A 20,749-nucleotide genomic window follows, 5' to 3' on the forward strand; every position below is an offset into this window, starting at 1 on the left:
TCAGGCCACCGCACAGGACGAGGGTGCGTGCGGCTGCGGCACCACGCCGAGTCCCTGCATCTGCACGCCATTGCGCACCGCCACCATCTCGGCCGCAATGGCCACGGCGATCTCGGGCGGCGTGTGGCTGCCGATGGGCAGGCCCACGGGGCCATGCAAGCGCGCGGCCTCCTCGACGGTCAGGTCGAAGTGCTGGGTCAGCCGCTGGCGCCGCCGGTTGTTGTTGAGCCGCGAGCCCACTGCCCCCACGTAGAAGGCGTCCGACTTCAGCGCCTCGAGCAGCACCAGGTCATCCAGCTTCGGATCGTGCGTCAGGGCCACCACGGCACAGCGAGGGTCGGGCACCATCGCCAGGAAGGCATCGTCGGGCATGCTGCTGACCAGCGTCGTGCCGGGCACGTCCCAGCCCGCGCTGTGCTCCTCGCGCGGGTCGCACACCGTCACTTCGTAATCCAGGGCCAGCGCCATTTGCGCCAGGTAGCGCGAGATCTGTCCGGCGCCCACAATCAACAGGCGCCACTGCGGCCCGTGCACGGTGTGCAATTGCTGGCCATCCCAGCGCCAGGTGGCGCCCCGCGGCGCATCGGCCAGCGTGGTGAGCCCGCTCTGCAAGTCCACCCGCTTGGTCGTCAGCTGCCGCCGGGCCAGCCGTGCAGCCAGTTCATCGAGCAAGGCTGCGGACGCGGAGGGTTCGATCACCACCTCCAGCGTGCCGCCACAGGGCAGCCCGATGCGCGCGGCTTCTTCCTGCGTGACACCGTAGGTGAGCGTGAACGGCTGCGTGCCGCCCATCTCGCCCGCCCGCATGCGCGCCACCAGGTCGTCTTCGATGCAGCCGCCAGACACGGAGCCTTCGATCAGCCCGTCGTCTCGCACAACGAGCCAGGAGCCTGGCGGGCGAGGAGCCGAGCCCCACGTGCGGGCGACGGTCACCCACGCCACACGCCGGCCCTGCGCGGCCCATTGCCGCGCCGTGGCCAGCACTTGCAGGTCGACGCTGTCCATCAGGCCTTTAGCTCGTCGGTGCGGATCGGCAGGCTGCGCACGCGCTTGCCCGTCGCGGCCGCAATGGCATTGGCCACGGCCGGCGCCAGCGGCGGCACGCCGGGCTCACCGATGCCGGTCGGCTTCTCCGCCGAAGCCACGATGTGCACCTCGACCACGGGCATCTCGTTGATGCGCAGCTGCGGGTAGTCGTGGAAGTTCGACTGTTGCACCACGCCATCCTTCAAGGTGATGGCGCCATACAGCGCGGCCGACAACGCGAAGCCCACGCCGCCTTCCACCTGCGCCCGCACGACATCCGGATTGATCACGGTGCCACAGTCGACCGCGCAGACCACACGGTCGACGCGCAGCGCGCCATTCGCCTGGATGGACACCTCGGCCACCTCGGCGACATACGACCCGAAGGACTCGTGCACCGCAACGCCACGACCACGTCGCACACCAGCCGGCCCCTTCTTCAGCGGCGTTCCCCACTGGGCCTTCTCGGCCGCCAGCTTCAGCACCGCCGCATGCCGCGGATGCTTGCCGAGCAGCCCGAGGCGGAAGGCCACCGGATCCTGTCCGGCCGCGGCCGCCAGTTCGTCGATGAAGGTCTCCGTCGAGTAGGCCGTGTGCGTGGAGCCCACCGAGCGCCACCAGTGCACGGGCACGGGAATGTCGGTCGGCGTGTGAAGGTCCACCAGCATGGCCGGGATGCCGTACGGCAGGTTGGACGCGCCTTCCACCGACACCGGGTCGATGCCGTCCTTGATCATCCCGCTGAAGAGCGTGCCCGCCATGATGGACTGCCCCACCAGGCGGTGTCGCCAGCCGGTGATGCGCCGCTGATCGTCCAGCGCGGCTTCCAGCGTATGGTGGAAGGCCGGGCGGTAGTAGCCAGCCTTCATGTCGTCCTCGCGCAGCCACACCATCTTCACGGGCGCGCGCCCCTGAATGGCCTTCGCAATGTGGACGGCCTCGAGCACATAGTCGGCATCCTTGCTGGCGCGCCGCCCGAAGCTGCCGCCGGCATACAGCATGTGGATGGTGACCCGCTCGGGCGGGAGGCCCAGCAGGGCCGCCACCGCCGTCTGGTCGATGGTCTGGAATTGCTCGCCGTTCCAGATCTCGCACTCGTCCTTGCCCAGGCGCACCACGCAGTTCAGGGGCTCCATGGCCGCGTGCGCGAGATAGGGGAAGTCGTAGCTCGCGCGCAGCGTCTGCCGGGCCTGGCGAAACGCGTCGTCCACGTCACCCTGCTTGCGCGCCACCGCCCCCGGCTGCTGGGCAAGCTGGTGGAAGCGCTGGAAGATCTCGTCACTGCCCAGCCGGAAAGCCGACGTCTCGTCCCATTCAATCGACAGCGCGTCACGTCCCTTCTTCGCCGACCAGGTGTCCCGCGCGAGCACGGCCACGCCGTTCGGGATCGGCACCACATCCTCGACGCCCTGGATGGCCTTGGCCCGGCTCGCATCGAAAGACTTGACCCTGGCGCCGAAGCGCGGCGGATGCGCGACCACGGCAGTCAGCATGCCGGGCAGGTGCACATCCTGCGTGAAACGGGCCTTGCCGTTGATCTTCTCGGACGTGTCCTTGCGCGGTGCACGCTTGCCGATCAGCTTGAAGTCCTTCGGATCCTTGAGCTTGACCTCGGTGGGCACCGGCAACCGCGCCGCCGCCTCGGCCAGCTCACCGAAGCCGGCCTTGCGGCCACTGGCCGGGTGGGACACCACGCCGTCCGACACGCGGATTTCACCCGCGGGCACGGACCAGGTCTGTGCAGCGGCCGCCACCAGCATGGCCCGCGCCGTGGCGCCCGCCTGTCGCATCTGCTCCCAGGCATTGGCCATGGCCGTGCTGCCGCCTGTGCCCTGCACCTGCCCGAACAGCAGGTTGTTGTAGCGCTTCGAGTCGGCCGGCGCGCCTTCGACCTTCACCTGAGCCCAGGCCGCATCCAGCTCTTCGGCCACCAGCGTGGCAATGCCCGTGTAGGCGCCCTGCCCCATCTCGATGTGCTTGGAGATCACCGTCACGGTGCCGTCGGTGCCGATGCGCACGAACGCGTTCGGCTCGAAAGCCGGGGCTGCACTGGCGGTGACGAGCGCCTGCCCACCCCTGGCCGCCGCAGCCACTGCACCAGGCAGGTAGATGCCCAGCGTCAACCCCGCCGTGCCATGCAGAAAGCGGCGGCGGCTGTCGTTCTCGATGCGGGGTTGCGCCGCCGTGTTCATCGTGAAGTTCCTCATGCCAGGCTCCTTGCCGCTTCATGGATGGCCGCCCGGATGCGCACATAGGTGGCGCAGCGGCAGACGTTGCCGGACATCGCGGTGTCGATGTCGGTGTCGGTCGGCTTGCGGTTCTTTTCCAGCAGCGCCACCGCGCTCATGATCTGACCGGACTGGCAGTAACCGCACTGCACCACGTCGAGCTTCTTCCACGCATCCTGCACCGCACGGGCCACACGCCCGCGGTCCACGCCCTCGATGGTGACAACCTTCTTGCCAGCCACCGTGGACACCGGCGTCACGCACGAGCGAACGGGCTGACCATCGACGTGCACGGTGCACGCGCCGCACATCGCCATGCCGCAGCCGAACTTGGTGCCCGTCATCTGGAGCGTGTCCCGCAACACCCACAACAGGGGCGTGTCGGGCGCCACGTCCACGCGCTGGGGCGTCCCGTTCACAACTAGATTGACCATCCGAGTCTCCTTGGCATCCTGCAACAGCCTGCCATTCTGCGCAGCCCCGCCTTGTCTGGATAGTCCGATCCTGCGGCGTTCTTGCCTGATCCTCTTGCGGAGCGGACGAACTGGCCCACGTGCGCTGACGGCGCCCTATCATCGCTGTCCCGATTCCCCGGAGGTGTGCATGCAAGGTGACGGACTGGAGCAAGAAGCGCTCGCACTCGGTGCGCTGCACGCCCGCCTCTCGGCGCTGGTCGAGCGGTGGACTGCCGGCGTGGAAGACTGCCAGACACCGCGCGAGAACCTGCTGCTCTTCCGGCGTGAAGCGCCGACCGGCCCCTGCAGCTGCCTGGTCGAGCCCAGCATCGTCCTGGTCGTGCAGGGGGCCAAGCAGCTGCTGATCGGCGACCACGCCTATGCCTACGACCAGCAGCGCTTCCTCATCACGGCGCTGGATCTGCCCGGCACATCGCAGGTGCTTGAAGCCAGCCCGGAACACCCGTGCCTGGGCCTGGTGCTGCGGCTGGACCTGCGCATCGTGGCCGAGCTCATCGCGCAGACGGGGGCGGCACCGACCCGCGACCGTGCGGCCGAGGGGAGCGCCGCCCTGGGCACGGTGACAGCGAGCTTGCTGGAGCCCTTTCACCGCCTCGTGACCTTGCTGGACGAGCCCGAAGCCCTGAACGTGCTGGCCCCGCTCATCGAGCGCGAGATTCACTACCGGCTGCTCACCAGCGACATGGCGGCCCGACTGTGGCAGATCGCATCGGCTGGCAGCCAGAGCCAGCGCATCGCCCGCGCCATTGAATGGCTCAAAGCGCACTACGCGCAACCGCTGCGTGTCGAGGAACTCGCCGCGCAAGCGCAGATGAGCCAGTCGACGCTGCACCACCACTTCCGCCAGCTCACCGCGATGAGCCCGCTGCAGTACCAGAAATGGTTGCGGCTGAGCGAGGCACGCCGCCTGATGCTCAACGAGCGGCTGGATGCGGCCAGTGCGGCATTCCAGGTGGGCTATGAGAGCCCGTCGCAGTTCAGCCGCGAGTACAGCCGCCTGTTTGGCTCGCCGCCCAGGCGCGACATCGAGGGGCTGCGCGGACGCCCCACAGGGGCGGAGTCTGCGCCCGTCGGCGCCCCCTCCCGCCCCCCGCGTTCGGGCCTCAGATGACGCCCTGCGCCAGCATGGCGTCGGCCACTTTCACGAAGCCGGCCACGTTGGCGCCGTCCACATAGCTCACCGAGCCATCGGCGCGGCGGCCGTAGTTCAGGCAGGCCTGGTGGATGCCCGTCATGATGGTCTTCAGGCGGGCGTCCACCTCTTCGCGCGGCCACGACAGGCGCATCGCGTTCTGGCTCATCTCCAGACCCGAGGTGGCCACCCCGCCCGCGTTGCTGGCCTTGCCCGGCGCGTACAGCACACGGCTTTCCTCGAAGACCTTCACGGCCTCCAGCGTCGACGGCATGTTCGCGCCTTCGGCCACGCACTTCACGCCGTTGCGCACCAGGATCTGGGCGTCGCCCCCATCCAGCTCGTTCTGGGTGGCGCACGGCAGGGCCACGTCCATCGGCACCCGCCAGGGGCGCACGCCGGCGTGGAAGGTGGCGCCCACACGCTTGGCGTAGTCGTCCACGCGGCCGTACAGGTGGTTCTTCACCTCCATCAGTTCCGCCAGCTTCTGCGGCGTGAAACCGTCTTCGTCCACCACCGTGCCGCTCGAGTCCGACACCGTGATGACCTTGGCCCCCATGGCCATGGCCTTTTCCACCGCGTACTGGGCCACGTTGCCCGAGCCCGACACGCCCACGCGCAGGCCCTGCAGGTCCATGCCTTTCTGCTTGAGCATCTCGGCGGCGAAGTACACCGTGCCGTAGCCCGTGGCCTCGGGGCGGATGAGCGAGCCGCCATACGAGAGGCCCTTGCCCGTGAAGACGCAATCGGCCCGGTTGGTCAGCTTCTTCATCATGCCGGCCATGAAGCCGACCTCGCGCGCGCCCACGCCAATGTCGCCCGCCGGCACGTCGGTGTCCGCGCCCACGTGGCGGTACAGCTCACTCACGAAGGCCTGGCAGAAGCGCATGATCTCGCCGGGGCTCTTGCCCTTAGGGTCGAAGTCGGAGCCGCCCTTGCCGCCGCCCATGGGCAGCGTGGTCAGCGCGTTCTTGAAGGTCTGCTCGAAAGCCAGGAACTTCAGGATCGAGAGGTTGACCGACGGGTGAAAGCGCAGGCCGCCCTTGTACGGGCCGATGGCCATGCTGTGCTGGATGCGGTAGCCGCGGTTGACCTGCACCTCGCCGTGGTCGTTGACCCAGGAGACGCGGAACATCACCACGCGCTCCGGCTCGACCAACCGCTCCAGCAGACCCTGCTCGGCATACTTCGGGTGGCGCTCGATGTAGGGCCACAGGCTGTCCATGACTTCGGTGACCGCCTGCATGAATTCCGGCTGGCCGGGGTTGCGGCTGGCGACATGGGCAAGGAAGTCGTGGCTCGACGCGTATTTCATGGGGGCATGGCTCCGAATGGCGCTGCGAAGGGCAGCAATCGAAACATTTTGCCGCAATGCGCACCATCTCGATGCGACGAGCACTGATGCGGTGCGGTGATCGCACAGACAGAGTGCGCAGCGCACCGACTGAGTGCCATTTGCGGCACCACCCCCGCAGAAGAACGCCACGGCACGGGCGGTCCGCCCTCATGTGCGGTCCCTGTCGCGGGCCGCCACGAAGGGTCGCGCGCTCTTTCGGTCAACGAAGCGACACACCAAGACGAAGTCGTTTTCAACCGAGTCATACGTATGAGGTGGATCAAGTGGGGACAGATGAAGACGCCTAGGCTTCAAACATGTATTTGAAGAGCGGGGGCTCGCTCACCGATCGGAGCCAAATATGAACCTGAGCAAAAACGCCATTGCCTGCCTCCTGAGTCTGTTTGTCGCCGGAGGTGCTTGCGCCACGGGCGCCGACGCGCCCCAGGCACCCGCACAGGACAGCGCAGCCGCGCAAAGCACCACGGCGCCCAAGGCCGGCAAGCGTCTCAAACAAGAAGTGAACTGGTACACCACGCCCGGCTGGAAGTTCATGACCCGCGAGGAGTGAACCGCCCCGGCTTTGAAGGAGGCTCCCTCGTTTGAGATGATGGAGCCAAGATGAGAAGTTCGAAGTATTCCCCCGAGGTTCGCGAGCGCGCGGTGCGCATGGTGCTGGAGCACCGAGATGAGCACCCGTCACAGTGGGCGGCCATCGAGTCCATCGCCGGCAAGATCGGTTGCACGGCGCAGACGCTGGACAATTGGATCAAGCAGCACGAGCGCGACCACGGCCTGCGCGGTGGGCCGACGACGGCGGAAGCGCAGCGCATCAAAGATCTCGAGCGCGAGGTGCGCGAACTGCGCAAGGCCAACGAGATTCTGAAGCTGGCCAGCGCGTTTTTCGCCCAGGCGGAGCTCGACCGCCGCATCAAGTCCTGAAGGCGTTCGTCGACCGGCATCGCCAAGAATTCGGGGTCGAGTCGATCTGCCGCGTGCTGCAGATCGCCCCGTCGGCGTACTGGCGGCACGCGGCCTGTCAACGCGACCCGGCGCTGCTGTGCCGACGCAGCTTGCGCGACGCTGAACTGGCGCCGCAGATTCGTCGCGTGTGGCAGGCGAACTTCGGGGTCTACGGTGCCGACAAGGTCTGGCACCAACTGCGTCGAGAAGGCATCGACATCGCGCGCTGCACCGTGGAGCGCTTGATGCGCCAGCACGGGCCTGCAGGGAGTTCGCCGAGGCAAGCGACAGCGCACGACGGTGCCTGACCCGAAGGCGCCATGCCCGTTGGATCGTGTGAATCGGCAGTTCAAGGCCGACCATCCGAACCAGCTGTGGGTCACCGACTTCACCTACGTCTCGACGTGGCAAGGCTGGGTCTACGTGGCCTTCGTGATCGACGTGTTCAGCCGTCGGATCGTCGGTTGGCGCCAGAGCAGCTCGATGCACACGGAGTTCGTCCTCGACGCTCTGGAACAAGCGTTGTACGCCCGGCGGCCGACCGAGAAGGACGGGCTCATCTGTCATTCCGACAGGGGGTCGCAATACCTGTCGATTCGCTACAGCGAGCGCTTGGCCGAGGCTGGCATCGAACCCTCCGTCGGCAGCCGCGGTGACAGTTACGACAACGCGCTGGCCGAGACGATCAACGGGCTCTACAAGGCCGAGGTGATTCACCGCCGCGGGCCGTGGAAGACGAAGCAGGCGGTCGAGCTGGCGACGCTGGAATGGGTCGCCTGGTTCAACCACCATCGGCTGATGGCACCCCTGGGCTACAGGCCACCTGCCGAGTTCGAAGACCGATACCATTCCCAACGCGCTAGTCAGGCCGCGATCAACGTCTGACTCAAAGCAACTGGCCTCCGCAGAAGCCGGGGCGGTTCAGGTGATTCGCCGAAGGCGATTCACCTGGAACCTGCAAACCATCAAAACACCAACCCAGGGATCAGTCGCGCAAAGGTCAACCAAGGGATAAGGACGGCAACACTACAACCGGTCTTCAAAGCAGCATCACTGTGCTGCGGACCCTGATGAAAGACGCACGCGGGGGCTCCATTCGTTAGTCAAGGTCGCCACGTGGCGCCTTCACAAGTTAACCGAGCCTTCCCCGCGCAGGTCCAACCTTGGTTCATCAACGCGGCATCACGCCATGAATCGGTACACGGGCACTCTCAGGCAGTCGTCAGGTCAATGGCTTGAACGCTTCGCCTTTGCTGAGCATCGCCCAGGCCATGCGCGCATTCTTGGCCGCCACCGCCACCACCGCTTTCCAGTACCCACGTCGCTCAGCCAGGTCTGCCACCCAGCGACTGAGCCGGTCGTCCTTCTTATTCGCATTGGCCACCACCGCTCGCGCGCCCAATATCAGCAGCATGCGCAGGTAACCGTCACCGGCTTTGGTGATTCGCCCCAGACGCTGTTTGCCCCCAGAGCTGTACTGGCTGGGGACCAGGCCCAACCACGCCGCCAGCTGCTTGCCGCACTTGAAGTCATGCGCGCTGCCGATGCTGGCCATCAGGGCGGTGGCCGTCTTGTCGCCCACACCGGGTATGGACATCAGCCTGCGGCAGCGGTCGTCGGCCTTGGCCATCGTCTCGATGTGCCGGTCGTACTCGGCAATGCGTTCATCCAGCCGGTGCAGCTCGCTGAGCAAATCGCCAATCGCCGTGTTCGCCCAGCCCGGCAGGTCTTCCAGGCATTGGCCTGCTTCGCGCCGAACCACCTCGGCGCGCTGCGGAAGTACGTGACCGTACTCGCTGAGCAAACCTCGGATGCGGTTGATCGTGGCGGTGCGCTGTTCGATGAACCCTTGGCGCACGCGGTGGATGCTCAAGCGGCCTTGCGCGTCTTCGCTCTTGATCGGCACGAACCGAATCTGCGGGCGCTGCACCGCTTCGCAGATCGCCTGCGCGTCTGCCGCGTCGTTCTTGCCTCGCCGCCCGCTGAGCCGATACGGCGCCACAAACTTTGCCGCCATGATGCGCACCTGGTGCCCGAACTGCTGAAACTGCCTCGCCCAGTGGTGCGCCCCCGAGCACGCCTCCATGCCGATCAGGCACGGCGGCAGTTTGGCCATCAGCTCCAGCAGCGCATCTCGCCGCACCGCCGGACGCACCAGCACCGCCTTGCCCGCTGCATCCACCCCGTGCACCGCAAACACGTTCTTGGCGAGATCGATCCCAATCGCAATAATGGCCATGGACTTCCCCTTCCGAGTGAGTTGATGAGATTCGCAACCCCATCGTGGCACTTCGATGCCGTTCGCCGCAATACGCGGCTAGCTCGGGACGGGGAAGTCCCTTTCATTCGTTAGGCAACATCACCATGCCGATGAAGCACGACCTGTCGCATATGTACGCGCTCAAGTCCGCAATCGAGGACTTGCTCGGGGAAGCCGCTTGGCGCGACTTGAAGGAATGCACGTCTCTCGCAACATGGCGCCGATACGTTCTGAAGGTCATTGATGCCATCGAACTGAGCGTCAAAACAAACATTCAAATCTGCGATGAAGACTGGATGAACCAAGTCACCAACAACTTGGCTCACGGAAGAGACCTCGCGCGAATCGCGAGAAATACAGACGACCTCGTGGCCGCACTGACGGCAACCTTGTTAGAGCAGGTCTTCTTACAACTAGGCCATGCACCGCATAGAAAAACATCACGGGCCGTAACGCTCAAGGCGGAGAACTGGCGGCTCGATGGCTTCAGGACCGTTCAAATTGTGCAAACGCCTGCTCAACGCGAAGCACTCTTCATGTCCAAGCAACGTAGAGAGATCGGCTTCGACGCGCAGTTCGATTTGGAAGCAGAGTACAGGCGCAGCAGGTCCAAGATCCCCTACTCTGTTTGGTGCGCGCAGCGAGAAAGCGAACAGAAAGAGGTCAGTCGAAATGGGCCAGAAAATGTCGCCTAACTGGGTGGTCAAGCGGACGCCAACACTGGCCATGGCTTCGCCATTTTCATGGCCAGCGTTGGTGCCCTACGCACCTCCGGTGCTCCGGCGCCGCTTACCTTGGTAGTTAGGCCTTACTACTTGCGAGTACCAACATGAACGACGGCACCATGCCTACTGAAGACGAAATCCAACAGGAGTTTGGTCATTCAATAGAGATTAAAAATCCACACCGGTTCCTCATCCAAGAGGACGGAACGACCCACTTTGGCCTCCTAGATAAGGACGGGAAGAACCACTACTTCATGGCATCCCCTGAGGTCATGGGACGGATTGCGCTTGAGATCCTTAATCTTACGGCAGCTGCGCAAAGGATAAAAGAAGGCGACCCAGAAAAGCGCGTCACACTCCCGTTCTCAACCAATGCAGTATTTACCTTAATCCCTAAAGGAAATGGAACCAATGGGGCCATAGAATTTCAATTTCTAACCGACAACAATACCTGCTTAAGCACATTAATCGGGCCAGAGCTTTCCGCCCAAATGGCCTCATCACTGCTTCATGTTTTGTCAACAATGCCGTCCCCACCAAAAATACACGAAATGCATGGATTGCATTCAAAGCTCAAGGGGAAGGAGCACTCGGGACAAAACACAGAGATATTTTTTGGGCAATCCTATGATGTGAGAATATTGAAGATATTAGGTATTCTTGTCATTCGCGCCAATTTGCTAGAAGGTGCCTTGGCTCACCTGTTGGCATCACTCATGGAAATATCTCGCGAGCGAGCCGAGGCTATTTTCTACTCAACCCAGAACATGAAAGCTCGTTCGGATTTAATAAGAGCGGCGGCAGCAACTGCAGGCTTAAGTGACAAAATTCGCAACCAAGCAATCGAGCACATCGACAAGATTGACAAGATATCCAGGCGTCGCAATCAATTAGTACACGGCGAATGGTCCTTCTTTAAAGACAAATTCAGCGTCAAGGAGAGAAAACCTCTGGCAAACACAAAGACGCAGGACGCAATCGAAAGTTACAAATCGATTGAAGAAATCTGCGCAGGCTTTCACGACGAAACGGTAATGCTCAACCTGTTATGCAATCAAATCACAGAATACCGAGCAACCCAAACTTAAAAAGGCCATTGCCGAGTTTTGTGGACACTTGAACCTAACGCAATTTCTGGCAAAGTCACCGTATCGAAAACACTGGAAGGAATTTGCTTTGCAAACACTGTTGTTCAAGCATTCAAGTCACTTGGGTTGGCCTAACTGGTTGGTCAAGCTGACGCAAAAAGGCTTCGCCTTTTTGTTCCCTACGCTTCGCTTCGGCGCAGCTTACCGTGGGCGTTAGGCTTCTTGAATAAACTCCCACTGGTACTTCGAAGATAGGTCCAGCATGACTTTGCTTCCAAACACAGAACAGCAGGCGGCCGCAGAGCCAAAGCAGGCTGCGGCAGCCAGGGATCGACAAATACTTGGTTTGTCAACGGACGAGCTGGCCGGCTTGTCTGTCGACGAACTAACGGGAAACAAGACGGCCATTACCATGGTCATGCACTACTACAAGATTCTCCAAGAGGAGAACGTTTCCCTCCGCAATGATCTAAATACAGCGCGTAGCTACGTTGGATGGGTACACCACAAAGAAAACGAACGCGACAATAGGCGCGGTACTTCTGCTCGTTGCAAACGTCTCCATTGGCTTTGGAGTCAACCTCTTGACTTCAGATCAAACATGGCCAGGGCTTGCTACGTTACTTCCCGGTCTGGCAATGGCAGCAGCGGGCACCTACTTCTCCACAAAGGAGAGTTAAGTTGTCCGTCCGTTATCTATTCAATACCGTTGGCAACTATGTAGCCTTTCAGCAAGGCAGCAACGTATTCGCGCCCAATGCTGAATGGCTAGGCTTCATTGTTGGCGGAAATCAACTATATGCCCCTGATGGAGAGTTCCTTGGCTACATCCTTGGTGATGATCGTGTCGCACGCGACAAAACTGAACAGCGTCGACCGAAGCTCGGCCCCCTTCAGCGCCCACAAAAGCCACTGCGACCATTAAAGCCATTGAAGCCTCTGAAGCGACTTCGGAAGCCCAAATTGCCGCACCCGTACGAAGATGTATTTGAAGATGGAATCATCGGAGCAGAACCCACCTCCCTCGCTTCCGACGTCGCGCTCGACGCACTACTCGGCTCTGCACTATACGCGGCAGATAATGTCCTTCTCGGCAAAATAAATCGCGACCCCTATGATTCAGGGTCAATAACCAATCAGTATGGCGAGTATGGCAATCCGTATAGCGGAAAATCCATATTCAACGAGTATTCCACCTATGGCAATCCTTACAGCGCCTTATCTCCATTCAACGAATTCTCGCGAACCCCTCCTCGGTTCGTTAAGGATGGAAAAATTCTTGCCTACCTAACGGTAAATCAGTTCATCACGCCCAGGGTGGATCCCAAACAATTTCGCGCGTGGCTAGGCCGCTAAACAATCGATCTAGGCAAGAATCTCCGCGCTTGACTTATGACCATTGATATATGGTTGATCTCAGCAGGTACACCGTGCCTACGCTCCCCAGCCTAACTGGTGGTTCAACGCGGACGCCAACATCGGCCAATTGCTTCGCAATTTTATTGGCCGCTGTTGGTGCCCTCCGCACTTCGTGCTCCGGCGCCGGTTAACCTAGGCGTTAGGCCGAACCAATATTAAACTCTGGAAACTCCAAACGCATTTTTGAAGTTCGTTAGGAATTCCATCTAGTCCACCTGCTCCATCACCATAAAAACAAAAGCCATGAACCCACTTGAAACTATCATTTCATTTTTTGAACGCCTAGGTGTCTGTGTCGCAGTCTTTGCCGGCAGCGCAGCAATCATTCATTTTAAAGATAAAGTTTTACCGTTTTTTCCGACAGGCGCGGTGATAATGGCAAGCGCACTACTGCTGTTTTCTTTTTTCTTATGCGTCTGGGTTGCCGCCGATTTTTACGCAAACATCTCAAATATCACAAATAAAAAGTATGCACGTTTCATCCTTGCGGCATTTGCAGTAGTGACAAGCCTGTTCTTCCTCGTTGCGGGTGGTTATGCATCTATCTCATCGCTAAATACATAGGTAAAGCTTGTCCCCTTTGGGGTAAACTCGAGCCGAACGGACGAATAGATCAATATGCAACGTTGCCCGCCCACTGGTGCACGCCATCCCTCTGGGAGTAGTAACGCCATCACCGCGCTTGGGCACCAGCCGCATGCAACCGCACTTTGGCCTAACTGGGCGGTCAAGCGGACGCCAACAAGGGCCATGCCTTCGGCATTTTCATGGCCCTTGTTGGTACCCTCCGCACCTTCGGTGCTCCGGCGCCGCTTACCTTGTTCCCCGCGCAGGTCCAACCTTGGTTCATCAACGCGGCATCACGCCATGAATCGGTACACGGGCACTCTCAGGCAGTCGTCAGGTCAATGGCCTGAACGCTTCGCCTTTGCTGAGCATCGCCCAGGCCATGCGCGCATTCTTGGCCGCCACCGCCACCACGGCTTTCCAGTACCCACGTCGCTCAGCCAGGTCTGCCACCCAGCGACTGAGCCGGTCGTCCTTCTTCTTCGCATTGGCCACCACCGCTCTCGCTCCCAATATCAGCAGCATGCGCAGGTAACCGTCACCGGCTTTGGTGATTCGCCCCAGACGCTGTTTGCCCCCAGAGCTGTACTGGCTGGGGACCAGGCCCAACCACGCCGCCAGCTGCTTGCCGCACTTGAAGTCGTGCGCGCTGCCGATGCTGGCCATCAGGGCGGTGGCCGTCTTGTCGCCCACACCGGGTATGGACATCAGCCTGCGGCAGCGGTCGTCGGCCTTGGCCATCGTCTCGATGTGGCGGTCGTACTCGGCAATGCGCTGATCGAGCCGGTGAACTTCGCTGAGCAGGTCACCGATGGCCGTGTTGGCCCAGCCGGGCAGGTCTTCCAGGCATTGGCCTGCTTCGCGCCGAACCACCTCGGCGCGCTGCGGCAGCACGTGACCGTACTCGCTGAGCAAACCTCGGATGCGGTTGATCGTGGCGGTGCGCTGTTCGATGAACCCTTGGCGCACGCGGTGGATGCTCAAGCGGCCTTGCGCGTCTTCGCTCTTGATCGGCACGAACCGCATCTGCGGGCGCTGCACCGCTTCGCAGATCGCCTGCGCGTCTGCCGCGTCGTTCTTGCCTCGCCGCCCGCTGAGCCGATACGGCGCCACAAACTTCGCCGCCATGATGCGCACCTGGTGCCCGAACTGCTGAAACTGCCTCGCCCAGTGGTGCGCCCCCGAGCACGCCTCCATGCCGATCAGGCACGGCGGCAGTTTGGCCATCAGCTCCAGCAGCGCATCTCGCCGCACCGCCGGACGCACCAGCACCGCCTTGCCCGCTGCATCCACCCCGTGCACCGCAAACACGTTCTTGGCGAGATCGATCCCAATCGCAATAATGGCCATGGACTTCCCCTTCCGAGTGAGTTGATGAGATTCGCAACCCCATCGTGGCACTTCGATGCCGTTCGCCGCAATACGCGGCTAGCTCGGGACGGGGAAGTCCCTTTCATTCGTTAGGCCGCGTTAATAGTGGTAGCGCAATTGGGCAATCAGCATTGAATCGCCATCAACTTTGTAAACCATGCGGTGTTCGTCGGTGATTCTTCTGGACCAATATCCCGCCAGCGCGTGCTTCAAAGGCTCAGGTTTACCGATCCCGGCAAAGGGTTCACGCTGCGCCTCTTTGATCAGCTTGTTGATGCGCTCAACCATGCGCCTGTCTTGTTGTTGCCAGTAGAGGTAGTCATCCCATGCGGCATCTGCGAAGATCAACTTCATTCGGCCAGCTCGCGTCCCGTGCCAGTACCAGCATTCAACTGCTCAATCGCGCCCATCAGTCGTTTCGCGTTCGAGGGGCTGCGGAGAAGGTACGCTGTCTCTTCAAGGGCAGTGAAGTCCTCAAGAGAGAGCATCACAACAGACTGTTGGCCGTTGCGCGTGATGATGAGGGCTTCATGGTCTTCGCACACGCGATCCATGGTGCTGGCCAAGTTGGCGCGAGCAGACGAGTACGAGATGGCATCCATGGTTGGAGGGCTCCAGAGTTGTACGCAACATTGTACAATAAAGCCGTGGCAACTGTCCAGCGCTCCGGTCAGGCTGCGCGGTCTAACCGGCGGTTCAACGCGGACGCCAACACAGGCCATGCCTTCGGCATTCTCATGCTGTTCTGGCCTGCGACAACAGCATCCCGCACTTGCTCACAGACGACGACATTCTGACGGCCTTTCAGCAATGTCATCGCGCGCTGCAACCCTGGCGGTGTGGCTGTGTTTTCGGTTCGCGATTACGGCGATCGACCGTAGATCGCCAGACGTGCGGCCATACGGGCTGCGCGTTGAACGCGATCGCCGGTTTCTGGCCGTTCAGGTGTGGGAGTGGGATGGGGACCAGTACAACGTGAGCATGTACCTCACCTCCGAGTTCGGTGATGGCACGTGCAAAACGGAGGTTCTTCGCAGCCGCTATGACGCGGTCTCGGTCGACCGATTGATGGATCTCCTCCATCAGGCGGGGTTCGAGGACGTCGAGCGCAGGGACGGCGTTCTTTTTCAGCCGGTCTTTTTCGGACGCACGCCCGTCTGAGAGCAGGCCGGCTCATGTCGATGTACGCTGTGCTCTCCCAACAATCCAGGAGACAAGCGATGTTCAGTCACGTCATGGTGGGCTCCAACGACATCGAGCGTTCGAAGCGCTTCTACGACGCGGTCCTCGGCGTTCTGGGCGCCGGAGAGCCGCTGCGCAATCAGAACGCGACCGGGCACACACGCCTGTTCTATCGGCATCAGGGCAACACCTTTTGCGTGGTTCAACCGATCAACAACGAGCCTGCGTGTCCGGCGAACGGAGGGACCGTCGGCTTTCAGTGTCAGTCTCCCGAGCAGGTGCAGGCCTTTCATGACACGGCAGTTGCGAACGGTGGCCAGTCGATCGAAGAGCCCCCTGGCCTGCGCGATGCCGGCGGCCTCGGTTCGCTGTATCTCGCTTATGTCAGGGACCCGGACGGCAACAAGCTGTGCGCGCTCTACCGGATGCCGAAGCCGGCTGCTTGACGCACGTGGCCCGCGCGGTCACGCGCGGCTGATCGACACACCGCCGTCCACCAGCATGGCGGTGCCGGTCGTGAAGGACGCGGCATCGGACGCGAGGTAAAGCACGGACTGGGCGATTTCCTCCGGGGTGGCCATGCGCTTCAGCGCATGAAGTGCCTTCACGTGGGCCTCCGCCTCCGGCGTGTTGGCCACCTCGCGGCCCATCGGCGTGTCGGTGCCGCCAGGCAGGATCGCGTTGACGCGGATGCCGCTGGGGCCGAACTCGGTCGCGAGTGCCTGTGTCAGACCGATGAGCCCCGACTTGCTGGCCGCGTAGGCCGCCATGCCTGGGAAGGCGGCGGTGTATCCCACGAACGTGGACGTGAAGATCAGGCTGCCGCCCTGCCGGTTCAGCATGGCCGGGATCTGATGCTTGGCCCCGATGAACGCGCTGGTCAGGTTTGCCGCCAGGGTCTCTGTCCAGTCGTGCAACGCGATCGACGGTGTGGGGCCCATCGCGCCGAGCGTGCCGGCGTTGTTGAAGGCGATGTCCAGTCCGCCGAACGTCCGCACGGCAAGGGCCACCAGGGCTTCGGCATGGCGTTCATCGCGAACGTCGCCAGCCAGGGCGACGGCGTCTCCGCCCCGCTCCCTGATCTCCGAGACGAGCGCGGCCAGTTCCGCCTCGCGCCGCGCGGTCACGACGATTCGCGCGCCCTGCTGTGCCATCAGCCGTGCTGCTGCGCGGCCGATGCCCGAACTCGCCCCGGTCACGATGGCGACCTTCTCATTCAACAGCATCATGTTTTGCTCCTTGGTGGATGAAGGGGCCAGTCTTGGGGCTTCGGGGTTGCGTGGCACTCCGTTTCTTGCTGTCAGCAACAGTTCCTTGGGATCGGTCTCTGGCAAACTCGATTCAACAGAGATGGCAGAGCATCACGACGCGCGCGCAAGGCTATGCGTTCCATCAGGCCGCGATGGCCGCGGGTGGTGTCGACAACGGGCCGCCCTGCCCTTCAGGCTTGCGATGCGTTCATGTTTGAGAGGACGTCCCGCACGATGGTGAGCGCCTTGCCATAGTCAAAGCGCGCCATCGCGTCTCCCAGCGCCGCCGTGTCGCGCTTGAAGTGAATCGTCAACTGGGGTGCGAGACGTTCCCACGCATCGGCCGCATCCATGTCGCCCACCGCCAGCAGATCTGCCAGGCTTTGCAGGTCGTTCCGCAATTCGTGGGGGGCGAGGCTGGCTTGCATCGCTGGCAAGTCTGCATCCGGTGCAGGAACGCACGCGAACGCCTGCCGGGCGTCCGAGAGGGCGGCCCTGAGGCGTTGCATCGCCGGGTGATGAGCGACCGAGCCCACGTCATGCTCTGGCTGCAGCAACAACTCGATTTCTTGTGCCGCCAGCCCGATGGCATCGAGGCCGAACATGAGCGCCACGCCGCGCAAGGTGTGCGCTCGCCGCCTTGCACCGGTGCGGTCACCGGTTTCTGTTTCAAGGCAGATCTGGGTCGGATCGTCGCCGTGCTCGTCAAAGAATCGGCGCAGTCGATCGTGGAGCTGCTGCACAGAACCACCCGTGTGGCGCAATGCTTCGGCGATAGACAGGCCCGGAACACCCGCGAGTGCGGCGAGCGTCGCCGTGGGCAGTGGCACGGGTGCCTCTGCCGAGCAGGCCGGATCTCCCAGGGTACCCAGCCAGCGCGTGAGCACCGCGCGCAGGGCGGCGGGGTCCACGGGTTTGGCCAGGTGGTCGTTCATGCCGGCGGCCAGTGCGTTGGCCCGGTCTTCGGTGAAGGCGTTGGCGGTCACGGCCACGATGGGCGTGGTGCCGAAGGCGGGCAACTGCCGCAGGGCCCGAGCGGCCTGCAAGCCGTCCATGCGGGGCATCTGCAGGTCCATGAGGATCAGGTCATAGTGCGCCTGGCTTGCGGCTTCGAGGGCGGCCACGCCGTCGGGTACGCTGTCCACGGTCAGGCCCAGGCGCTCGAGCAATTCACCGAGCACCTCGCGGTTCAGCGCGTTGTCCTCGGCCAGCAGCACGCGTTGTCCCGGCTTCAGGCGGGTGGGCGCATCGCCCGCTTGCATGGGCGCCGGCAGATGCTGGACGCTGGTCAGGGCAGTGCGCGCCAGCACGCTCACCACAGCCGATGGCAGGACCGGCTTGGCGATGAATCCATCGATGCCGGCTGCGGGGTCGGCATGTTCCGGGCTGCCGCTGCTGCCACTGAAGAGGATGCCCACGGGGTGGCCGGGCAGGGGCAGGTGTCGCAGTCGCCGCAACGCTTCGGCACCGGTCATGCCGGGCATGTTCCAGTCTGCGAACACGTGCGTGTACGGCGCACCCGCCTGGGCCGCCGCGGTCACGCGTGACAGCCCTTCTTCGCCATTCACGCAGGTGTCCACGCGGGCGGCGCCCAGCTGCGTGAGCACGACCTGGATCGCTTCGCGTGCCTCTTCCATGTCGTCCATGACCAGCACGCGGGCGTCGGGTGCGAAGCCGTGAAGCACAGGCGGCGCGTGCGCAGCGAGCGTGAAGGGCAGTTCGACCCAGAAGGTGCTGCCCTGCCCTGCCGCGCTGTGCACGCCCACCGTGCCACCCAACAGATCTGCCAGACGGCCGCAGATCGCCAGGCCGAGGCCCGTGCCGCCGTACAGGCGGGTGGTGGAATCGTCGGCCTGCTGAAAGGCGGTGAACAGGCGGGTCTGTTGCTCGGGACTGATGCCGATGCCTGTGTCTGCGATCTCGAAGCGCAACCATTGCCTGTCTTCTTCGTGCCGCGAAGTCCGCACGCGCAGCCGCACATGACCGCGCTCGGTGAACTTCACCGCATTGCTGAGAAAGTTCAGCAGGATCTGCCCCAGGCGCACAGGGTCGCCGTGGAGGGCGGTGGGCACATGGTCGAGGTCGGAGACCAGCTCGAGGTCCTTGGCTTCGGCCTTCTCGGCCACCAGCGAGAAGGCCTGCGAGATGACCTGCTCAAGGTTGAAGTCGGTGGGGTCGACAGAGAACTTGCCCGCCTCGATCTTCGAGAAATCCAGGATGTCGTTGATGACGGCCAGCAGGTGCATGGCCGCACCGGTGATCTTGTCCACGCGCTCTTGCTGGCGCGGGTTCAGCGCCTCGCCCTTGAGCAGATGCGCCATGCCGACGATGGCGTTCATCGGGGTGCGGATCTCATGGCTCATGTTGGCCAGGAAGGCGCTCTTGGCCCGGCTGGCACTCTCGGCCATGTCGCGCGCCACGATCAGGTCCTGCTGCGTCCGCTCGAGATCGCGCGTGCGCTCGGCCACCAGCGATTCCAGGTGCTTGCGATAGCGGTCCAGTTCGAACTCGGCGCGCTTGCGCTCCGTCATGTCCAGCCAGATCGCGCTGATGCAGTCCCGCCCTGGCAGGGCCAGCGGCTTCATGGAGACCCAGTAGTCGCGCAGCTCACCGGCCTTGGTGCGGCTGGTCGCTTCGAATTCGACGCCGCCTTCCGAGAAGACCTGCTCCACCAGTCCGTCGAGTTGCTCCGGTTTGCCGAACGCCAGGTCGTGCAGCGTGTGGGAGGCGAACTCGTCGGCGTCGTATCCCAGTGAGCGGTAAGCGGCCTCATTGAAGCGCAGCATGCCCAGCGTGTCGCGGGCGATCAGCGCAATGCCGGCGGGGGCTTGTTGCACGATGGTGGCGAACAGCTGCTCGCGCTCCTGCAAGGCGATCTGCGCTGCATCCCGCTCGCGCTGCACCTGTTGCAAGGTGAGCACCGACTGGGCCAGGGTCGACGTCAGGGGGTTCTGCGCCCGCGCGATCTCGCGGACGGCGGCGAATTCATCATGGTCCTCGCCGGCATGCTGGCCTTTGGCCAGCCGCCCCACGGCACGATCCAGCACCTCCAGACGCCGGGCCAGCACAACTGCGGCCACGGCCCACAGGGCGGCAGCCACCAGCAGTCCGATTCCGCTGATCTGCGTGGAATGGGTGCTGTAGCGTTCCACCTCGGCCTCGGTCGCTTGCAGGTGGGCCACACCCTCTTTCGACATGGCCTCGTTGAAACGCTGTAACTGCAGGGCATACCGCAGAGAGGTGTTGCGGCTCGCCAGCAGCGCCTGGTTCACCACGTCGAGTGGCTGTGCCATCAGGGCATCGGACGTGGCCAGAAAGCGCTGAAGATCGTCCATGAGCACCAGGGCCTCTTCCAGCGCCTGGCGACGCTCCGCGTCCTTTTCCCGTGCCAGCAGTTCCTGCAGCCGCTTGTTCTGCAAGGCCAGCCGCGCCTCCTGAATGCGTCGGAATGCGGGCCAATCTTCGGCTTGACGCAGCCCCTCCCTGCGGGCGTTGATCTCCAGGGCAATCGTCTGGATGAGCTCAAGCGTCTCGGACGAGACCGCGTTGGCTTCGAAGGCTGCGCGGATCGTGGCCACATGCTGGGCAGAGGCCGTCTGGTAGCCAGTGATGGCGACCTGATGGGAGTAGTAGTTCATGGCCGAGGCCAGGCCCAGCGTCAGCATCACGGGCCCGATCAACAGGGCGAGCAGCCTCCAGCGGCGGGGAATGTGCAAGCGTCTCTCC

18 protein-coding genes, 1 pseudogene and 1 other annotated feature are annotated in these 20,749 nt (G+C 63.0%); of the genes and pseudogenes, 9 read left to right on the forward strand and 10 right to left on the reverse strand.

What is annotated here, in order from left to right:
* From DEH84_RS17600 to DEH84_RS17610, 3 genes are read right to left on the reverse strand one after another with little or no spacing between them, the layout of a single operon-like run.
* Nucleotides 1-1,005 carry an XdhC family protein gene (locus DEH84_RS17600; protein WP_109038522.1) on the reverse strand — a complete coding sequence of 335 codons (1,005 nt, stop codon included), beginning with the start codon at nucleotides 1,003-1,005 and terminating at the stop codon, nucleotides 1-3.
* Complete coding sequence (locus tag DEH84_RS17605; RefSeq protein WP_245932820.1) at nucleotides 1,005-3,233, reverse strand: xanthine dehydrogenase family protein molybdopterin-binding subunit; 2,229 nt, start codon at nucleotides 3,231-3,233, stop codon at nucleotides 1,005-1,007. Before DEH84_RS17605 ends, DEH84_RS17600 begins: the two co-directional genes overlap by 1 nt.
* A complete protein-coding gene (locus DEH84_RS17610) occupies nucleotides 3,230-3,688 on the reverse strand; it encodes a (2Fe-2S)-binding protein (protein ID WP_109038524.1) in 459 nt (152 codons plus the stop codon). The genes DEH84_RS17605 and DEH84_RS17610 overlap by 4 nt, the downstream gene beginning before the upstream one ends.
* Nucleotides 3,689-3,857: 169 nt before the next feature.
* Here DEH84_RS17610 and DEH84_RS17615 point away from each other — a divergent pair, with 169 nt between their 5' ends.
* Nucleotides 3,858-4,841 (forward strand): AraC family transcriptional regulator, encoded by a 984-nt coding sequence (locus tag DEH84_RS17615; RefSeq protein WP_109038525.1) that lies wholly within the window; start codon nucleotides 3,858-3,860, stop codon nucleotides 4,839-4,841.
* Here the strand turns inward: DEH84_RS17615 and gdhA are convergent.
* The gene (gdhA, locus tag DEH84_RS17620; RefSeq protein ID WP_109038526.1) at nucleotides 4,834-6,177 is read right to left on the reverse strand and encodes an NADP-specific glutamate dehydrogenase; all 1,344 of its coding nucleotides are present in this window, start codon (nucleotides 6,175-6,177) and stop codon (nucleotides 4,834-4,836) included. The genes DEH84_RS17615 and gdhA overlap by 8 nt on opposite strands.
* Nucleotides 6,178-6,559: 382 nt before the next feature.
* Here gdhA and DEH84_RS17625 point away from each other — a divergent pair, with 382 nt between their 5' ends.
* Together DEH84_RS17625 and DEH84_RS17630 are read left to right on the forward strand one after the other, a co-directional pair.
* Nucleotides 6,560-6,769 carry a hypothetical protein gene (locus DEH84_RS17625; RefSeq protein ID WP_109038527.1) on the forward strand — a complete coding sequence of 70 codons (210 nt, stop codon included), beginning with the start codon at nucleotides 6,560-6,562 and terminating at the stop codon, nucleotides 6,767-6,769.
* A 50-nt stretch (nucleotides 6,770-6,819) separates the two neighbouring features.
* A pseudogene (locus DEH84_RS17630) lies at nucleotides 6,820-8,043 on the forward strand (IS3 family transposase); the annotation flags it as partial.
* Nucleotides 7,095-7,211 (forward strand) — a sequence feature (AL1L pseudoknot). (Overlaps the previous pseudogene by 117 nt.)
* A 340-nt stretch (nucleotides 8,044-8,383) precedes the next feature.
* On the opposite strand, the gene DEH84_RS17635 reads toward DEH84_RS17630, so the two are convergent.
* Nucleotides 8,384-9,400: an IS110 family RNA-guided transposase gene (locus DEH84_RS17635; protein ID WP_109038528.1), complete on the reverse strand. Its 1,017-nt coding sequence runs from the start codon at nucleotides 9,398-9,400 to the stop codon at nucleotides 8,384-8,386.
* Between the two features lie 125 nt (nucleotides 9,401-9,525).
* On the opposite strand from DEH84_RS17635, the gene DEH84_RS17640 reads away from it, so the two are divergent.
* From DEH84_RS17640 to DEH84_RS19210, 4 genes are all read left to right on the forward strand, one after another.
* Complete coding sequence (locus tag DEH84_RS17640; RefSeq protein WP_109038529.1) at nucleotides 9,526-10,116, forward strand: hypothetical protein; 591 nt, start codon at nucleotides 9,526-9,528, stop codon at nucleotides 10,114-10,116.
* Between the two features lie 134 nt (nucleotides 10,117-10,250).
* A complete protein-coding gene (locus DEH84_RS19200) occupies nucleotides 10,251-11,234 on the forward strand; it encodes a hypothetical protein (protein WP_159099048.1) in 984 nt (327 codons plus the stop codon).
* Between the two features lie 681 nt (nucleotides 11,235-11,915).
* Nucleotides 11,916-12,590, forward strand: coding sequence for a 4-fold beta flower protein (locus DEH84_RS19205; protein ID WP_159099049.1), 675 nt, complete (start codon nucleotides 11,916-11,918; stop codon nucleotides 12,588-12,590).
* 306 nt (nucleotides 12,591-12,896) lie between these two features.
* Nucleotides 12,897-13,217 carry a hypothetical protein gene (locus DEH84_RS19210; RefSeq protein ID WP_159099050.1) on the forward strand — a complete coding sequence of 107 codons (321 nt, stop codon included), beginning with the start codon at nucleotides 12,897-12,899 and terminating at the stop codon, nucleotides 13,215-13,217.
* Nucleotides 13,218-13,553: 336 nt separating this feature from the next.
* Here the strand turns inward: DEH84_RS19210 and DEH84_RS17645 are convergent, their stop codons facing one another.
* From DEH84_RS17645 to DEH84_RS17655, 3 genes are all read right to left on the reverse strand, one after another.
* Entirely contained in the window at nucleotides 13,554-14,570 is a 1,017-nt protein-coding gene (locus DEH84_RS17645; RefSeq protein ID WP_109038530.1) for an IS110 family RNA-guided transposase, read from the reverse strand.
* A gap of 120 nt (nucleotides 14,571-14,690) precedes the next feature.
* Complete coding sequence (locus DEH84_RS17650; protein WP_109038531.1) at nucleotides 14,691-14,945, reverse strand: Txe/YoeB family addiction module toxin; 255 nt, start codon at nucleotides 14,943-14,945, stop codon at nucleotides 14,691-14,693.
* Nucleotides 14,942-15,193 carry a type II toxin-antitoxin system Phd/YefM family antitoxin gene (locus DEH84_RS17655; RefSeq protein ID WP_109038532.1) on the reverse strand — a complete coding sequence of 84 codons (252 nt, stop codon included), beginning with the start codon at nucleotides 15,191-15,193 and terminating at the stop codon, nucleotides 14,942-14,944. The genes DEH84_RS17650 and DEH84_RS17655 overlap by 4 nt, the downstream gene beginning before the upstream one ends.
* A gap of 208 nt (nucleotides 15,194-15,401) precedes the next feature.
* Here DEH84_RS17655 and DEH84_RS17660 point away from each other — a divergent pair, with 208 nt between their 5' ends.
* Both DEH84_RS17660 and DEH84_RS17665 read left to right on the forward strand, forming a co-directional pair.
* Complete coding sequence (locus tag DEH84_RS17660) at nucleotides 15,402-15,752, forward strand: hypothetical protein (protein ID WP_159099051.1); 351 nt, start codon at nucleotides 15,402-15,404, stop codon at nucleotides 15,750-15,752.
* 59 nt (nucleotides 15,753-15,811) lie between these two features.
* Nucleotides 15,812-16,219 (forward strand): VOC family protein, encoded by a 408-nt coding sequence (locus DEH84_RS17665; RefSeq protein ID WP_109038534.1) that lies wholly within the window; start codon nucleotides 15,812-15,814, stop codon nucleotides 16,217-16,219.
* 18 nt (nucleotides 16,220-16,237) lie between these two features.
* On the opposite strand, the gene DEH84_RS17670 is transcribed toward DEH84_RS17665, so the two are convergent.
* Nucleotides 16,238-17,002, reverse strand: coding sequence for an SDR family oxidoreductase (locus DEH84_RS17670; protein WP_109038535.1), 765 nt, complete (start codon nucleotides 17,000-17,002; stop codon nucleotides 16,238-16,240).
* A gap of 212 nt (nucleotides 17,003-17,214) precedes the next feature.
* Nucleotides 17,215-20,739, reverse strand: a complete 3,525-nt coding sequence (locus DEH84_RS17675; RefSeq protein WP_159099052.1) for a hybrid sensor histidine kinase/response regulator — start codon at nucleotides 20,737-20,739, stop codon at nucleotides 17,215-17,217.
* Between the last annotated feature and the right edge of the window lie 10 nt (nucleotides 20,740-20,749).

The organism is Aquabacterium olei (assembly GCF_003100395.1).
GTDB classification, from domain to species: domain Bacteria; phylum Pseudomonadota; class Gammaproteobacteria; order Burkholderiales; family Burkholderiaceae_C; genus Aquabacterium; species Aquabacterium olei.